The organism is Streptomyces sp. NPDC007896 (assembly GCF_042959425.1).
Classification (GTDB): Bacteria; Actinomycetota; Actinomycetes; order Streptomycetales; family Streptomycetaceae; genus Streptomyces.
In genome coordinates this window covers 273,113-286,719 of record NZ_JBIBKX010000006.1, presented here as the reverse complement: position 1 = coordinate 286,719, position 13,607 = coordinate 273,113, and the positions used below count along the sequence as shown (strand labels likewise).

Annotated in this window: 13 protein-coding genes; 10 read left to right on the top strand and 3 right to left on the bottom strand. The window is 72.8% G+C overall.

Annotated elements, in window-relative coordinates; translation table 11 throughout:
- Window positions 1-4 precede the first annotated feature (4 nt).
- Both ACFZDJ_RS21490 and ACFZDJ_RS21485 read left to right on the top strand, forming a co-directional pair.
- The gene (locus ACFZDJ_RS21490) at window positions 5-412 is read left to right on the top strand and encodes a hypothetical protein (protein WP_391060791.1); all 408 of its coding nucleotides are present in this window, start codon (window positions 5-7) and stop codon (window positions 410-412) included.
- 43 nt (window positions 413-455) lie between these two features.
- On the top strand, window positions 456-1,316 hold the full coding sequence (locus ACFZDJ_RS21485) for a DUF2510 domain-containing protein (protein WP_391060789.1): 861 nt from the start codon (window positions 456-458) through the stop codon (window positions 1,314-1,316).
- Window positions 1,317-1,322: 6 nt separating this feature from the next.
- Here ACFZDJ_RS21485 and ACFZDJ_RS21480 read toward each other — a convergent pair whose 3' ends face one another.
- Window positions 1,323-2,525 (bottom strand): alanine racemase, encoded by a 1,203-nt coding sequence (locus ACFZDJ_RS21480; RefSeq protein WP_391060787.1) that lies wholly within the window; start codon window positions 2,523-2,525, stop codon window positions 1,323-1,325.
- A 761-nt stretch (window positions 2,526-3,286) separates the two neighbouring features.
- On the opposite strand from ACFZDJ_RS21480, the gene ACFZDJ_RS21475 reads away from it, so the two are divergent.
- Together ACFZDJ_RS21475 and mycP are read left to right on the top strand one after the other, a co-directional pair.
- Entirely contained in the window at window positions 3,287-5,044 is a 1,758-nt protein-coding gene (locus ACFZDJ_RS21475) for a hypothetical protein (RefSeq protein ID WP_391060785.1), read from the top strand.
- Window positions 5,041-6,306 carry a type VII secretion-associated serine protease mycosin gene (gene mycP / locus ACFZDJ_RS21470; protein ID WP_391060783.1) on the top strand — a complete coding sequence of 422 codons (1,266 nt, stop codon included), beginning with the start codon at window positions 5,041-5,043 and terminating at the stop codon, window positions 6,304-6,306. Before ACFZDJ_RS21475 ends, mycP begins: the two co-directional genes overlap by 4 nt.
- 121 nt (window positions 6,307-6,427) lie before the next feature.
- Here the strand turns inward: mycP and ACFZDJ_RS21465 are convergent, their stop codons facing one another.
- Complete coding sequence (locus ACFZDJ_RS21465; protein WP_391060780.1) at window positions 6,428-7,396, bottom strand: serine hydrolase; 969 nt, start codon at window positions 7,394-7,396, stop codon at window positions 6,428-6,430.
- Window positions 7,397-7,545: 149 nt separating this feature from the next.
- Here ACFZDJ_RS21465 and ACFZDJ_RS21460 point away from each other — a divergent pair, with 149 nt between their 5' ends.
- Window positions 7,546-8,277, top strand: a complete 732-nt coding sequence (locus ACFZDJ_RS21460) for an SseB family protein (RefSeq protein WP_351527482.1) — start codon at window positions 7,546-7,548, stop codon at window positions 8,275-8,277.
- A gap of 40 nt (window positions 8,278-8,317) precedes the next feature.
- On the opposite strand, the gene ACFZDJ_RS21455 is transcribed toward ACFZDJ_RS21460, so the two are convergent.
- On the bottom strand, window positions 8,318-8,674 hold the full coding sequence (locus ACFZDJ_RS21455) for a DUF1844 domain-containing protein (RefSeq protein WP_054236133.1): 357 nt from the start codon (window positions 8,672-8,674) through the stop codon (window positions 8,318-8,320).
- A gap of 382 nt (window positions 8,675-9,056) precedes the next feature.
- Here ACFZDJ_RS21455 and infC point away from each other — a divergent pair, with 382 nt between their 5' ends.
- From infC to ACFZDJ_RS21430, 5 genes are all read left to right on the top strand, one after another.
- Window positions 9,057-9,773, top strand: coding sequence for a translation initiation factor IF-3 (gene infC / locus ACFZDJ_RS21450; protein ID WP_248297675.1), 717 nt, complete (start codon window positions 9,057-9,059; stop codon window positions 9,771-9,773).
- Between the two features lie 155 nt (window positions 9,774-9,928).
- Window positions 9,929-10,123, top strand: coding sequence for a 50S ribosomal protein L35 (gene rpmI / locus ACFZDJ_RS21445; RefSeq protein WP_007829094.1), 195 nt, complete (start codon window positions 9,929-9,931; stop codon window positions 10,121-10,123).
- 96 nt (window positions 10,124-10,219) lie between these two features.
- Entirely contained in the window at window positions 10,220-10,603 is a 384-nt protein-coding gene (rplT, locus tag ACFZDJ_RS21440; protein ID WP_054236131.1) for a 50S ribosomal protein L20, read from the top strand.
- 918 nt (window positions 10,604-11,521) lie between these two features.
- The gene (locus tag ACFZDJ_RS21435) at window positions 11,522-12,379 is read left to right on the top strand and encodes a TrmH family RNA methyltransferase (protein WP_390934134.1); all 858 of its coding nucleotides are present in this window, start codon (window positions 11,522-11,524) and stop codon (window positions 12,377-12,379) included.
- A gap of 53 nt (window positions 12,380-12,432) precedes the next feature.
- Entirely contained in the window at window positions 12,433-13,602 is a 1,170-nt protein-coding gene (locus ACFZDJ_RS21430) for an ATP-binding protein (RefSeq protein WP_391060778.1), read from the top strand.
- The last annotated feature ends 5 nt before the right edge of the window (window positions 13,603-13,607 follow it).

The window sequence follows — 13,607 nt, the reverse complement described above, 5'->3', positions numbered from 1 at the left end:
CGCGGTGGCACCCGGCACACGATCGCCATCCGGTCGGTGCTCGACCGGCGCGGCCGGATCACCACCTGGAAAGATCTACGGCGTCCACGGCGCCGCGGCCTGGCAGCGGCAGGACCCACGCCACCGTGCCGCGCTCGCGGCCGGTGACGCCGACACCGATGTGACTTTCGGCGGGGACGCCACCGGAGCCCACCTGGTCCTCAACCGCGACAAGAGCGAACTCATGTGCCGCGCGTACGACGACGCCGACGGCCACTGGGTGATCAACCCGATGTTCATCGGGCCGCTGCCGCGCAGGCCGGAGCCGTACCCGTGCGCGACCAGCGCCCACAACGCGACCGGCGGCGGCGGGGAACCCGTCCTCAGGGACGACGGTTCGGTCGTACCCGACCAGAAGGACACCGTCTACTGAGCACCCGTGTACTGACGTTCGGAGCGCGCCCTAGAGTGCCGAAATGAGCATGACGCCTCCGCCCGGCTGGTACCGCGACCCCTCGTACCCGCTCGTCGAGCGCTGGTGGGACGGCACCGCCTGGACGGACCACCGGCGAGGACCCGAGGCACCCCCGGTGCCCCTGGTACCGCCGCAACCCGTCGCCGGCGGCTCCGGCCGCGCCAAGGCCGTGGCGCTCGTCACCGCCGGAGTCGTCCTGGCCACCTCGATCGTCACGGGCGCCTTCGTGCTCGGCCGGGAGGGCGGCGGCGGGGGCGCCGCGGCGACACGGACCACCCCGGCCGCCGGACCCGCACAGACCACCGGCTCCCCGGGCGGGCCGTCCTCCGCCGACCCGTCCGTCGTCGTGGACGAGCTCAACGGCATCGCCCTGCCGCTGCTCGACGGCTGGGTCCGCGCCCAGGACGTCGCCGAGGACGACGTCATGATGACCACCCCCGGCACCTACGACTGCCCGGGCGACCCCGGTCTGTGCCGGCACGGGCGGGTCATCTCGCGCACCGTCACCGCGAACGACGAGAGGTCCCCGAAGGCCCTGGTCGAGCACGACATCGCGGACGCCGCGAACACCGCGTACGACCGCGACCTCCTCGACAACCGGCCCTTCCACGGCGTCACCTCCCACCGCCAGCTGCGGGCGAGCCCGGTCGCCGTCGCGGGCGGCGTCGGATACCTCGTGCGCTGGCAGGTGAAGACGGGGGCGGGACCTGGGGGTTACGTCGAATCGCTGGCGTTCCCCTCCGGCGTGGGCTCGCGGGCCCTCGTCATCGTCCGCTTCGTGTTCGACGCGGGTGCGGACGGGCCGCCGCTCACCGACATGGACCGGATCACCCAGGGGATCCGGCCGGTGGGCGCGCGGTGAGTGCGGCTACAGGAAGGTGTGGCCCTCTCCCCGGTACGTCGGGACGGTCGCCGTCACCGTGTCGCCCTCGATCAGGTGCAGCGCGTCGAACCGCTCGCACAGCTCCCCGGCCTTCGCGTGCCGGAACCACACCTTGTCGCCGATGAGCAGGTCGTCCGCCGGGGCGCCGAGCAGCGGCGTCTGCACCTCGCCGGGGCCCTCCTGGGGGTCGTACCGCAGGCCCTCCGGCAGGTAGGGGGCCGGCAGCCGGTCGGGGCCCGGGGCGCCCGAGGCCGGGTAGCCGCCGCCGAGCACCGTGACGACCCCGACGCCCGGCCTGCGTACCACCGGGTGCGCGAAGAGCGCGGCCGGACGTCCGCTGAACGACGTGTAGTTGTCGAACAGCCGAGGAACGTACAGCCCGGAGCCCGCCGCGATCTCGGTGACCGCGTCCTCGGCGGCCGTGTGCTGCACACTGCCCGTCCCGCCGCCGTTGACGTACTCGAGGTCCGGCTCCACGGCCCGTACGGCACGGACCACCTCGGCGCGCCGCTGCGCGAGCTCCTTGCGGGCGGTGGCCTGCATGAGCCTGATCGCACGCGACCGGAAGGGCCGCCCCGCGAGGGCGTCACCGACGCCCGCGACATGACCCTCGTACGCCATGATCCCCACCAGCTTGAACCCGGGCCGGCGGACCACGGCGCGGGCCAGGTCGGCGACCTGGGCGGGCGAGTGCAGCGGCGAGCGCAGCGCCCCGACCCGCACCCGGCCGCCGAGCAGCTTGAGGGAGGTGTCCAACTCCAGGCAGACGCGCACCACTTCGGTGCCGCCCCGGCGGGCCTCGTCGATCAGGCGGAGCTGGGCGGGGTCGTCGACCATGACGGTGACGGCGGCAGCGAGCTTGGGGTCGGAGGTCAGCTCGGCGAAGCCCTGGGTGTCCGCCGAGGGGTAGGCGAGCAGGATGTCGTCGAAGCCGGAACGGGCCAGCCAGATCGACTCGGCCAGGGTGAAGGACATGATCCCCGCGAAACCGTCCCGCTCCAGGACGCGCTCCAGCAGGGCGCGGCAGCGCACCGACTTGCTGGCGACCCGGATCGGCTTGCCGCCGGCCCTGCGGACGAGATCGTCCGCGTTCGCGTCGAAAGCCTCCAGATCCACGATCGCGAGAGGGGCGTCGAGATGAGCGGTGGCCCGGTCGTAGCGGGCCCGGTCTGCGGCGCGGGCAGTCATGACCGAAGCCTGCCAGACTCGATTACCGCAGGGTAGGGGGATGTTCCGGGCAGATGCCCCGGGCACGCGGACTGGTTCCCTCCCTGCCCACGTCAACCCGTAGAGTGACGCGCACGCAGGGAGGAACGACCTTGTCCGGGCGGGTCGTGCCCGGGATGACGGTCCGTCGCCACGGGTATGGGTGCTCGTGACGGGTGAGTCGCCGAGGTGGTTTCTTCCGTACACGTGAGCGGCCCGGCGGATTCCGGGCCGGGTCGGTAGCCCGGGTACGAGGAAACGGGGGGTGCATGAGCACGGAAGCGCGTCGCGCCTCCATCCCGCCACGCCCGGCCACCCCACCCCGCCCGGCACAGTCACCGGGAGAGTCGCCCGAGGGAGCAGCGTCTCCCGCGCAGGACACCCCACCGCCTCCCGCGGAAGGCCGCACCGGCTCCTCGCCCTCCCGCCCGTCGCCGTCGCCGCGACCGGCGCAGCGGGCCGGGGAGGCTGCCGCACCGTCCCGCCCGGCGACCCCACCACGGCCTGAACAGGCCCCGACGAGTGGGGAGCGCGTGCCGTCCGGCCGGGCGACCCCGCCGCGGCCGGAACAGTCTCCGCGGAGCGAGGGCGGTGTGCCGTCCCGTCCGGCGACCACGCCGAGGCCGGAGATGTCCCCCGGGCATGCGAATCCGGTGCCCCTGCAGAGGCCCGAAGGGCCGCCCGCGGGGGGCGTCACGCAGCCGCCGCGTCCGGCGACCCCGCCGCGGCCCGAGCAGTCCCCCGTGGGCCAGTCCCCCGTGGGCGAGGACGCGGTGCCGCCCCGACCGAAGTACCTGCCCTCGGGCGCCACTTGGCGGCCGCGCCCGGCCGAGCCGCCCGTGGGCGGCGAGCCCTGGTCGTTGCCGAGTTCGCAGGAACCGCCCGCGGCCACCGCCCCGAGTCCCCGCCGGACGGACCCGTCCGTGGTCGGCGAGCCCTGGACGCTCCCCGACTCCGGGGATCTGCCCCCGGGAGGCGCCCCGCGCCGCCCGGCGGAGCGGCCCACCACGGCTGACGCCCCCGCCGCGCGCGCACCCCGGCAGAGCCGCCCGTCCCCGGCGCACGACGCCATGACGCCGCCCCGCGCGGGCACCGTCTCCCCGCCACCGGGTTCGTCCACTGCCGGGACCCCGGGTTCGGGCGGCGAGTCCCGTACCCCGTTGTCGCCCGATGCCGCCGCCGGAGCGCCCCGCGCGAGCGGTGGTTCCCAGCGGCCGGTGCCGGCTTCCCCCGCGGACGCGGTCTCGCGCTCGGGTGAGGCGTCCGACGCCTCCGGCGATGTCATCGCGCGCCCGGGCGGCGGCGGTACCCGGGCGTCGCGCCCCTTCCGGCTCTCGCACGACCCGCAACCGTCTTCGGGGTCGTCCTGCGCCGGTACGACGCCCTCGCAGGCGCCGGGTGCCACCGACACCCCGGAGCCCCCGCGCCACGAGCCGACGCACCCCCGCTTCCCCGGCCGGCGCACCACTCCCGCGTCCCCGCCCCCGCCCCCGGCCTCCGCCCGCTTTCCCGACGCCCCGCCCGCCGGTCGTCGCCCCGGCGTGCCGCACCCCGGCCCGGCCCGGCGGACCCCCGTACCCGAGGACGGGATCACGGAGACCACGCGGCTGCGCCCCATCCCCGCGGAGCGGCCCGGCGAACCGTCCGCCCCCGCGAGCCCGGCCCCCGGCACGGCACGCCCGTACGTGTCGTTCGCGGAGCCCGAGACCTACGACGACACCAAGCGCAGGCGCCACGTCGGCGCACGCACCCGGCCCCGGGCGGCAGCGGCCGCGGCCTGTGTCGTGCTGGGCCTCGGCCTCATCGGCGGTGCGGCGGCCGGAAGCTGGCTGACCGGCGACGGCACGGACGGGGACGGTACGCACAGCGCCTTCGTGGCGGCCGGAAGCCTGTGGCACAGCGTGCCTGTGGACCAGCTCTTCCCGCTCACCGTGCAGGGCCAGGGCGCGGGCCCCGGCGGCGCCGACCGCACCTGGACCCGACTCACCGTCGCCCCGGACAGCGGCTGCGCGAACGCCTTCGATCCGCTCCTGAGCAAGGCGCTCGCCCCGGCCGGCTGTCTGCGGCTGCTGCGCGCCACCTACACGGACGCGACCCGCAGCCAGGTCACCACCGTGGGGCTGCTGTTCACCAAGGCGGACCCGGCGGCCATGACCGCGTTGAAGAACCGTTTCCAGCAGGAAGGCCTCGACCGGCGCACCGATCTGATGCCCCGTCCGTACGCCGCCAAGGGCACCGTCGCCGCCGGGTTCGGCGACGCTCAGCGCGCGTCCTGGACGGTGTCGGTGCTCACCGACGCCCCCGTGGTCGTCTACGCCGTCTCCGGCTTCGCCGACGGCCGTATCGTCACCGCCCCGCAGCCCGCCGCGGACGCCATCAAGCCCGGTGCGACCACGGCCCCGGCCCAGGCGGGCCTGGGCCACGACGCACAGGGCCTCGCCGACCGCATCGAGCGCAGCCTGCGCAAAACCGTCGGCTCGGCCACGGAGAAGCCGTCATGACCCGCAAGGCCACCATCAGCAGGGCCACCACCAGCAGGGCCGCCACCCACCAGGCCATCCGCAAGGCATCCCGCAGGGCCACCCAGAGGGCCGGGGCCCTGAGCGTCCTGCTGGCCGCCTCCCTCGCCCTGCTCCCGTCCACCGCCGCGCACGCCGACGGCATACGTGCCCAGGAGTGGGCCCTCGACGCGATGCACACCCAGCAGGCGTGGCGTACCACGAAGGGCCAGGGCATCACGGTCGCGGTCCTCGACACGGGCGTCGACGACCAGCATCCGGACCTGGCCGGCAACGTGCTCACCGGAAAGGACATGGTCGGCTTCGGGGCGCAGCGCGGTGACCGCGCGTGGGCCCGGCACGGCACCGCGATGGCCGGGATCATCGCCGGTCACGGGCACGGCGTCGGCAATGGCGACGGAGTCCTGGGCATCGCCCCCGAGGCGAAGATCCTCCCCGTCCGCGTCATCCTCGAAGACGGCGACTCGGCGCGTACGAGGGCCCGCAACACCCGTGGCAACGCCCTCGCCGAGGGCATCCGCTGGGCCACCGACCAGGGCGCCGACGTCATCAACCTCTCCCTCGGCGACGACTCCAAGTCCGCCCATCCCGAGCCCGCCGAGGACGCGGCCGTCCAGTACGCCCTGAAGAAGGGCGCGGTCGTCGTCGCCTCGGCCGGCAACGGCGGTGAGAAGGGCGACCACATCTCGTACCCGGCGGCCTACCCGGGCGTGATCGCGGCCACGGCCGTCGACCAGAACGGCACCCGCGCCTCGTTCTCCACCCGCCGCTGGTACGCCACCGTCAGCGCCCCCGGCGTCGACGTCGTCATCGCCGACCCGGACGACAAGTACTACGAGGGCTGGGGCACCAGCGCCGCCTCCGCGTTCGTCTCCGGCGCGGTCGCGCTCATCAAGGCGGCCCACCCGGGCCTGTCCCCGGCGCAGATCAAGAAGCTGCTGGAGGACACCGCCCGCAACGCCCCCAGCGGCGGCCGCGACGACTCCCGCGGCTTCGGCTTCATCGACCCCGCGGCGGCCATCGAGGCCGCCGGCCGCCTCAAGCCGGACAGCACCCACGCGGCGGCGTACGGCAAGAAGTACTTCGGTACGGGCCCCGACGCCGCCCCGGACGACAACCAGCCGTCCGGCTGGGTGGGCCCGGCGGCGGGCGGCGCGGGCGTGGTCCTGCTGGCCGCGTCGGTGATCCTGTGGCGAGGCCGCAGGTTCTCGGGGCAGGACGTGTCGGGCGACGTGCCCCTCTAGAGCCGCGGGGAACTGCGCGTTTAGATCCGCGGGGAACTGCGCGCCCAGCCACTACCCACCCGCAGTCGAACGGACACCCCGCACCTTTACGGTCCCCGAACTACCTTTACGGTCCCCGAACTCACGCGGAGCCGAACGCGGCCACCGCCGCCTTCGCCGCCGCCTCCACCACCGAGATCCCCTTGGCCTTGGTCGTGTTGCCGTTGGACAGCGTCGCCACCAGGTAGTCGGCACCGTCGACAGTGACCCGACCGATGCTGTTGATGTCCCACAGCCCGGTCGAACTCCGCGCCAACCACCCGTTCTTGAGGGCCCACTGCGTGCCGTCGGCCGCCGCCGACACCCCCCAGTGCTGATCGACGGCGATCTCGCCCATCAGCCCCTGGAGATACGTGCGCGAGGCCTCGCTGAGCTCGGAGTCGTCCCCGAACACCTGCTGGAGCAGGGTGAGCTGGTCGGCGGCCGTGGTCTGGGTCAGGCCCCACAGCGCACCGTCCCCGCCGGAGGTGCCGGTCAGTCCGAACCGCTTGTTCGCGGCGTCGAGACCGTCCGCCTGCCCGATGATGTCCCACAGAGCGGACGCGGACGCGTTGTCACTGTTCGTGATCATCGCGGTGGCGTACGTCTTCTCCGTCGCCGTCAGATGCCGGTCCGCGTCCTGCGCCTCGAGCAGCAGCGTCGCGAGGATGTCGACCTTGACGATGCTGGCCGTGTCGAAGGCCCCCTCGCCGTAGGCGGCGCCCTCGCCGGCGTCGATGTCGAACACCGCGACCGACACCTCTGCGCCGTCCTCCAGGTCCACGGCCTTCATCGCCTTGGTGAGCAGGGCGTCCCGGTCCACGGTGGGCTTTGTCACAGGTTCCACCGATGCCTCCTGGCTGGGGGATGACGCGGCCGACGCCGAGGACGACGTACCCGGCGATGCCGAGGGGGAGGATACGAGGCTCCCGCGGTCGTGCGCCTGTGCCTTCACGTACACGGCACCCGCAGCCGTACCGCCCACCAGGACGGCGGAAGCCACCACGGTGTAGACGAGGGTCCTGCGTCCGGAGCGGCGGGTGCGACGCCGACGAGCTCTGTGAGGGGCCATCCCGCGATGCTCGGGGCGGTGCCTGTGCCCGGCGTTAGACGCATGTTAGAGGTGTGTCAGCGAAACCTGAGAATCCCGTGAAAGCTGTCAACGCCAGGTTTCCGGGCCCGCACAAGCCCAGCAGCATCCCCCCGATAGGGTCGGGGACCGTGGCGAACAAGAACATTCCCGACTCCGGCTTCCCCGACGACGACGGCTCCGCCGATCCCCGGCTGAGCGCGGCACTCGCGGCCTGGGCCGAGGACCGCACCGCCGTGGGGCCGGTCCTGGAGGCGCTCAAGGGTGCCCGGCTCCTCGTGCCCGTCGTGGCCGTCCTCGGCGAGGTCGAGGAGGACGAGAACGGGCTGCGTCACGAGAAGACCAGCGACATGGCGGTGCCCACCCTGAAGGCCGGCCACCGCACCGCCCTGCCCGCCTTCACCTCCACCGAGTCGCTGGCCCGCTGGGACCCGGCGGCCCGCCCCGTCGCCGTACCCCTGCACCAGGCCCTGCAGGCGGCCGCGCACGAGAAGGCCGACACGGTCGTCCTCGACCTGGCCGGTCCGGTGCCGTACGAGCTGACCGGCTCGGCGCTGCTCGCCCTCGCCGAGGGGCGTACGACGGCGGACCCGCTCGCCGATCCCGCCGTGGTCGAGGCGGTACGCGCCGCCGTGGCCGCCGAGCCGGCCGTACTCCGCGCCCACCTGGGCCCCGGCCAGGCCGACGGCACCCTCGCGCTGGTACTGGACCCGGCCGCGGCCCCGGCCGAAGCAGCCCGCGCGCTCGCCGGGCGGCTCGCCGCCGACGAAACACTCAGGGCCCGCCTGGTGCGCGGTCTCGACCTGGCACTGCTGCCGGCCGGGACGACGCCACCGGGCGAGCCCTTGTACGTACGTCAGTAGAAGCGGGAGAGGAACCAGAGCCTCTCCGGCGGATCAGGTCCTAGCCGTAGATCGGGCCCGTGTACTTCTCGCCCGGGCCCTGGCCCGGCTCGTCCGGGACGATCGACGCCTCGCGGAACGCCAGCTGCAGCGACTTCAGGCCGTCGCGCAGCGGGGACGCGTGGAAGGAACTGATCTCGGTCGCGCTCGCGTCGAGCAGTCCGGCCAGCGCGTGGATCAGCTTGCGCGCCTCGTCGAGGTCCTTGTACTTGTCGCCCTCCTCGGTCAGACCGAGCTTCACGGCGGCGGCGCTCATCAGGTTGACGGCGACCGTCACGAGGACCTCGACCGCGGGGACCTCGGCGATGTCGCGGGTCATGCTGTCGAAGTCGGGGTTCTGGGGAGGGGTGTCACTCATGTCCCACACGATAGGCCCCGGCACACCGGCACCCGTCCGCGGGAGCGCGGAGGCGCTCGGTTAGCGCGGGCCCGGGGGAGCTGCTAACCTTGTGTAACGACCGGCCGGACGCGCCCATATGTATGTCAGCGTGCTCGGCCCACAAGTGGAGGCTCCGATCTCCCACCCGACCGTCCTCAGGGATGGCGGGTCACCCGGTCAGGCGGCCACCACCGTTCCGTACGGACGGTGGAGTCGCCCGAATGTGCGCCCCGCGGTTCACCGCGGCGGTGCTCCGGTATTCCTTGGAGCCCCGCCTGTGTACCGTCCGGGGCATTTTTCATGCCCCGCGGTGGTTGGTCCAATGTCATCAGAGACATACGCGGCTGTCCGCCAGACCGCCGTGTGGTGCTACCGAGGAGGATCCATCAGCACCGAGCCCCGCATTAACGACCGGATTCGCGTTCCCGAGGTGCGACTTGTCGGTCCCAGCGGCGAGCAGGTCGGGATTGTTCCGCTTGCCAAGGCGCTGGAGCTTGCGCAGGAGTACGACCTCGACCTGGTCGAGGTAGCGGCGAGCGCCCGTCCGCCGGTCTGCAAGCTCATGGACTACGGGAAGTTCAAGTACGAGTCGGCCATGAAGGCCCGTGAGGCGCGCAAGAACCAGGCGCACACGGTCATCAAGGAAATGAAGCTCCGGCCGAAGATCGACCCGCACGACTATGACACCAAAAAGGGTCACGTCGTCCGGTTCCTCAAGCAGGGCGACAAGGTCAAGATCACGATCATGTTCCGCGGTCGCGAGCAGTCCCGGCCGGAGCTCGGCTACCGACTGCTGCAGCGTCTCGCTTCGGACGTCGAGGACCTCGGGTTCATCGAGTCGAACCCGAAGCAGGACGGCCGAAACATGATCATGGTTCTCGGTCCGCACAAGAAGAAGACCGAGGCGATGGCCGAGGCCCGTGAGGCCCAGGCGGCTCGTAAGGCAGAAGCGAAGGCCAACCCCGGTCGCTCGCAGAATGCCGCCGACGGTGAGCTCGCCGAGGGTGAGATCGCCGAGGGCGAGACCACTGAGGCCGAGACCGCCGAGGCCCCGGCCGAGGCTTCCGCCGAGGCCTGATCCCAGGGTGAAGGCTCCGGGGAGTCCGGGACGACAGTCCCTGGAATCCCCGGGACATGAGTCCAGGGATGTCAATCGATACATACATGACGTTCCACCGTGCCCGGTTTAACGACCGGGCATCGGAACGCCACTGACGAGGAGAGAACGGCGCTATGCCGAAGAACAAGTCGCACAGCGGTGCCAGCAAGCGCTTCAAGGTCACCGGCTCCGGCAAGGTGCTCCGTGAGCGCGCCGGCAAGCGCCACCTGCTCGAGCACAAGTCGTCGCGCCTGACGCGCCGCCTCACCGGCAACGCCGAGATGGCCCCGGGCGACGCCAAGAAGATCAAGAAGCTTCTCGGCAAGTGACGTCGGGCGCGCACCGCGCGCCTGATCTCTGACCGGGACCCAATCGATTTCGGGCCGTGTGAAGACAACCACGGCCCCGCTACAAGGAGTTAAAAAGTGGCACGCGTCAAGCGGGCAGTCAACGCCCACAAGAAGCGCCGGGCGATCCTCGAGGCGGCCTCCGGCTACCGCGGTCAGCGTTCGCGCCTGTACCGCAAGGCCAAGGAGCAGGTCACCCACTCGCTGGTCTACAACTACAACGACCGCAAGAAGCGCAAGGGCGACTTCCGTCAGCTGTGGATCCAGCGCATCAACGCCGCTGCCCGGGCCAACGGCATCACGTACAACCGCTTCATCCAGGGTCTGAAGGCCGCGAACATCGAGGTCGACCGCAAGATCCTGGCCGAGCTGGCCGTGAACGACGCCGGTGCGTTCGCCGCGCTCGTCGAGGTCGCGCAGAAGGCGCTGCCGTCGGACGTCAACGCGCCGAAGGCCGCGTGACGCTCGCGCTCGCCTGAGCCGTACGTCGCTGTGGACCCGCTTGCCTGACGGCTTGCGGGTCCCGGTGCGTTTGGGCTCCGCCGGCCGATCGAGGGAAGCCGCGCGTCGGCGATCTCGGTTCGGCACCATCGGACTCCGCCCTCGCGGCTGAGCGCCGCCGCGGCGGGAGAAACGCCTGCGGCGCCGTACAGCACGTCGGCTGCGGCGGAATCCCCGCCCCGGATCGGCACCGAACGCCACGCATGACGTGCCGTATCCGGTGCCCCCACCGGGCAGACAAAGCCCACGCGCAACGCCGAAGCCCTCCGACGGGGGACACCCAGCCGGTCGGCTCCGGGCCCGGCGGCGGGGTTGCGTCCCGGCGGACGCGGCCGCCGGCGGGGACGTCCAGCCGGTCGGTTCCGGGTCTGGCGGCGGGTTGTGTCCTGGCGGACGCGGCCTTCGGCGGGGACGTCCAGCTGGTTGGTTCCGGGTCTGCCGGTGGGGTTGTGTCCTGGCGGACGCGGCCTCGGGCGGGAGCATCCAGCCGGTTGGTTCCGGGGCTGGTGGTGGGGTTCCGTCTCGGCGGATGCCCGGCCTCCGGCGGGACACCCAATCCGTCGGGCCCGGGCCCGACGGCGGGGCTTCGTCCTGGTGGACGCGGTGGGCCGGGTCGGCGTCCTCCGTCGGAGCTCAGTCGGACCGAGAGTCCGGCACCGCCTCGTCGTAGCTCTGCCGGACCGGGCGTCCGAGGCCGCCGGGATCGCGGTCACCGGCCGGTGGCTGCCGGCGGCTCGCGGGGCCGGTCCCCGACACCCCGGACCCGGCCCCGGCCGCGGTCGGCATGGACACACAGACCCCGCTCTCGTCGTCCTCCCCGAGGGGACCCGGCCCCGACCCACCCCAAGCCGACCCTCCGCAAACCCCTGAGGTGACCTCATGCCCGCCGCCCCCGAGCTGATCTCCCCGCGCTCGCCGCGCGTAGCCGCCGCGCGGCGACTCGCCCGGCGGAACTTCCGGGGCAAGGAGCGGCTGTTCCTCGCCGAGGGCCCGCAGGCCGTGCGCGAGGCGACGGCGCATCGTGTCGACGGGGCGGCCACGCTCGTCGAGCTGTTCGCGACCGTCGAGGCCGCGGAGCGCTACGCCGACATCGTCGGGGACGCCCGGGCCGTCGGAGCACGGGTGCACCTCGCCGACGAGGAGGTGATCGCCGACATCTCGACCACCGTCACTCCGCAGGGCCTCGTCGGCATCTGCCGGTTCCTCGACACCCCGTTCGAGGACATCCTCGCGGCCCGGCCCAGGCTCGTCGCCGTACTCGCGCACGTCCGCGACCCCGGGAACGCCGGCACGGTGCTGCGGTGCGCCGACGCCGCCGGCGCCGAGGCCGTCGTACTCACCGACGCGTCCGTCGACCTGTACAACCCCAAGGCCGTACGGGCCTCGGTCGGTTCCCTCTTTCACCTGCCAGTGGCCGTCGGGGTGCCCGTGGAGGCAGCCGTACAGGGCCTCAAGGACGCCGGCGTACGGATCCTCGCCGCCGACGGCGCGGGCGAGGACGACCTCGACGACGAGCTCGACAAGGGGACCATGGGCGGCCCCACCGCCTGGGTGTTCGGCAACGAGGCCTGGGGGCTCCCGGAGGAGACGCGCGCGCTGGCGGATGCCGTCGTGCGCGTACCGATCCACGGAAAGGCCGAGAGTCTGAACCTCGCGACGGCCGCCGCCGTATGTCTCTACGCGTCCGCCCGTGCACAGCGCGCCTCCGGAGGGTGCCGCTCCGTCACCGACAGCTAGTAGGGTGACGGGCTCGGGGGCCCACTGCGCCAGACGAGAGGTGGGATACGGGGATGGGTGTCGGCACGAGCGGTGCGAAGAGCGCACTGCGCGCACGGGACGTGCGCGACACACCCGCGCCTCCGCGCGCCGGTCTCGGGTCGGAACCGGGGGGCGAACTCGGTATCGACCCCGACGACCTGCCCGACGGACTCGTCATCGCCGACGAGAACGGCCGGGTCATCTGCTTCAACGCCGCCGCCGCCCGCATCACCGCCGTCCCCGCCGCCGCCGCCCTCGGACACCACCTGGAGTCGGCCCTTCCCCTGGAGGACCTCGAAGGCCGTCGCTGGTGGCAGCTGACCGACCCGTACGGCGGCCTCGCGATCCGCGTCGGGCAGCCCGAGCGGAATCTGCTGCTCCCCGGGGGACGGGAGGTGCTCGTCTCCGCGCGATACGTACGCACCGCGCCCACCGGGCCCGTCCTCCGCGTCGTCGTCTCGCTGCGCGACACCGAGGCCCGCCGCCGCACCGAGCGCAGTCACGCCGAGCTGATCGCCACGGTCGCCCACGAGCTGCGCTCCCCGCTCACCTCGGTCAAGGGCTTCACCGCCACTCTCCTCGCCAAGTGGGAACGCTTCACCGACGACCAGAAGAAACTCATGCTGGAGACCGTCGACGCCGACGCCAACCGGGTCACCCGGCTCATCGCCGAGCTGCTCGACATCTCCCGCATCGACTCCGGCCGACTGGAAGTACGCCGCCAGCCCGTCGACATCGGTGCCGCCGTCGGCCGCCACATCCAGGCGTACGTCACCTCGGGCCAGCCCGCCGACCGCTTCCTGCTGCGCATCGAACAGCCGCTGCCGCCTCTGTGGGCCGACCCGGACAAGATCGACCAGGTGCTGAGCAACCTGCTCGAAAACGCGGTGCGGCACGGCGAGGGAACCGTCACTATTGACGTCACGCCCTCGGCGTCCCCGCGTGAGCGCGAGGACGGCGAGAACGCGGCCACGTCGGTCACCGTGAGCGACGAGGGCACCGGTATCCCGGAGGAGTCCATGAACCGCGTCTTCACCCGCTTCTGGCGGGGCAGCAAGCGCGGCGGCACGGGCCTCGGGCTGTATATCGTCAAGGGCATCGTCGAGGCCCACGGCGGCACCATCACGGTCGGCCGCGCCCCCGGCGGCGGTGCCGAGTTCCGATTTACGTTGCCCGTGGGCACCCCGGCGTACCTGCTGTAACGCCG

What these genes read in the sequence shown, in the direction of transcription:
- ACFZDJ_RS21435 (WP_390934134.1), top strand. Translation starts at nt 11,522, where the DNA reads ATGCCCGCCGCCCCCGAGCTGATCTCCCCGCGCTCGCCGCGCGTAGCC.
- ACFZDJ_RS21485 (WP_391060789.1), top strand. Translation starts at nt 456, where the DNA reads ATGAGCATGACGCCTCCGCCCGGCTGGTACCGCGACCCCTCGTACCCG.
- rpmI (WP_007829094.1), top strand. Translation starts at nt 9,929, where the DNA reads ATGCCGAAGAACAAGTCGCACAGCGGTGCCAGCAAGCGCTTCAAGGTC.
- ACFZDJ_RS21430 (WP_391060778.1), top strand. Translation starts at nt 12,433, where the DNA reads ATGGGTGTCGGCACGAGCGGTGCGAAGAGCGCACTGCGCGCACGGGAC.
- ACFZDJ_RS21465 (WP_391060780.1), bottom strand. Translation starts at nt 7,396, where the DNA reads ATGGCCCCTCACAGAGCTCGTCGGCGTCGCACCCGCCGCTCCGGACGC.
- ACFZDJ_RS21480 (WP_391060787.1), bottom strand. Translation starts at nt 2,525, where the DNA reads ATGACTGCCCGCGCCGCAGACCGGGCCCGCTACGACCGGGCCACCGCT.
- mycP (WP_391060783.1), top strand. Translation starts at nt 5,041, where the DNA reads ATGACCCGCAAGGCCACCATCAGCAGGGCCACCACCAGCAGGGCCGCC.
- ACFZDJ_RS21455 (WP_054236133.1), bottom strand. Translation starts at nt 8,674, where the DNA reads ATGAGTGACACCCCTCCCCAGAACCCCGACTTCGACAGCATGACCCGC.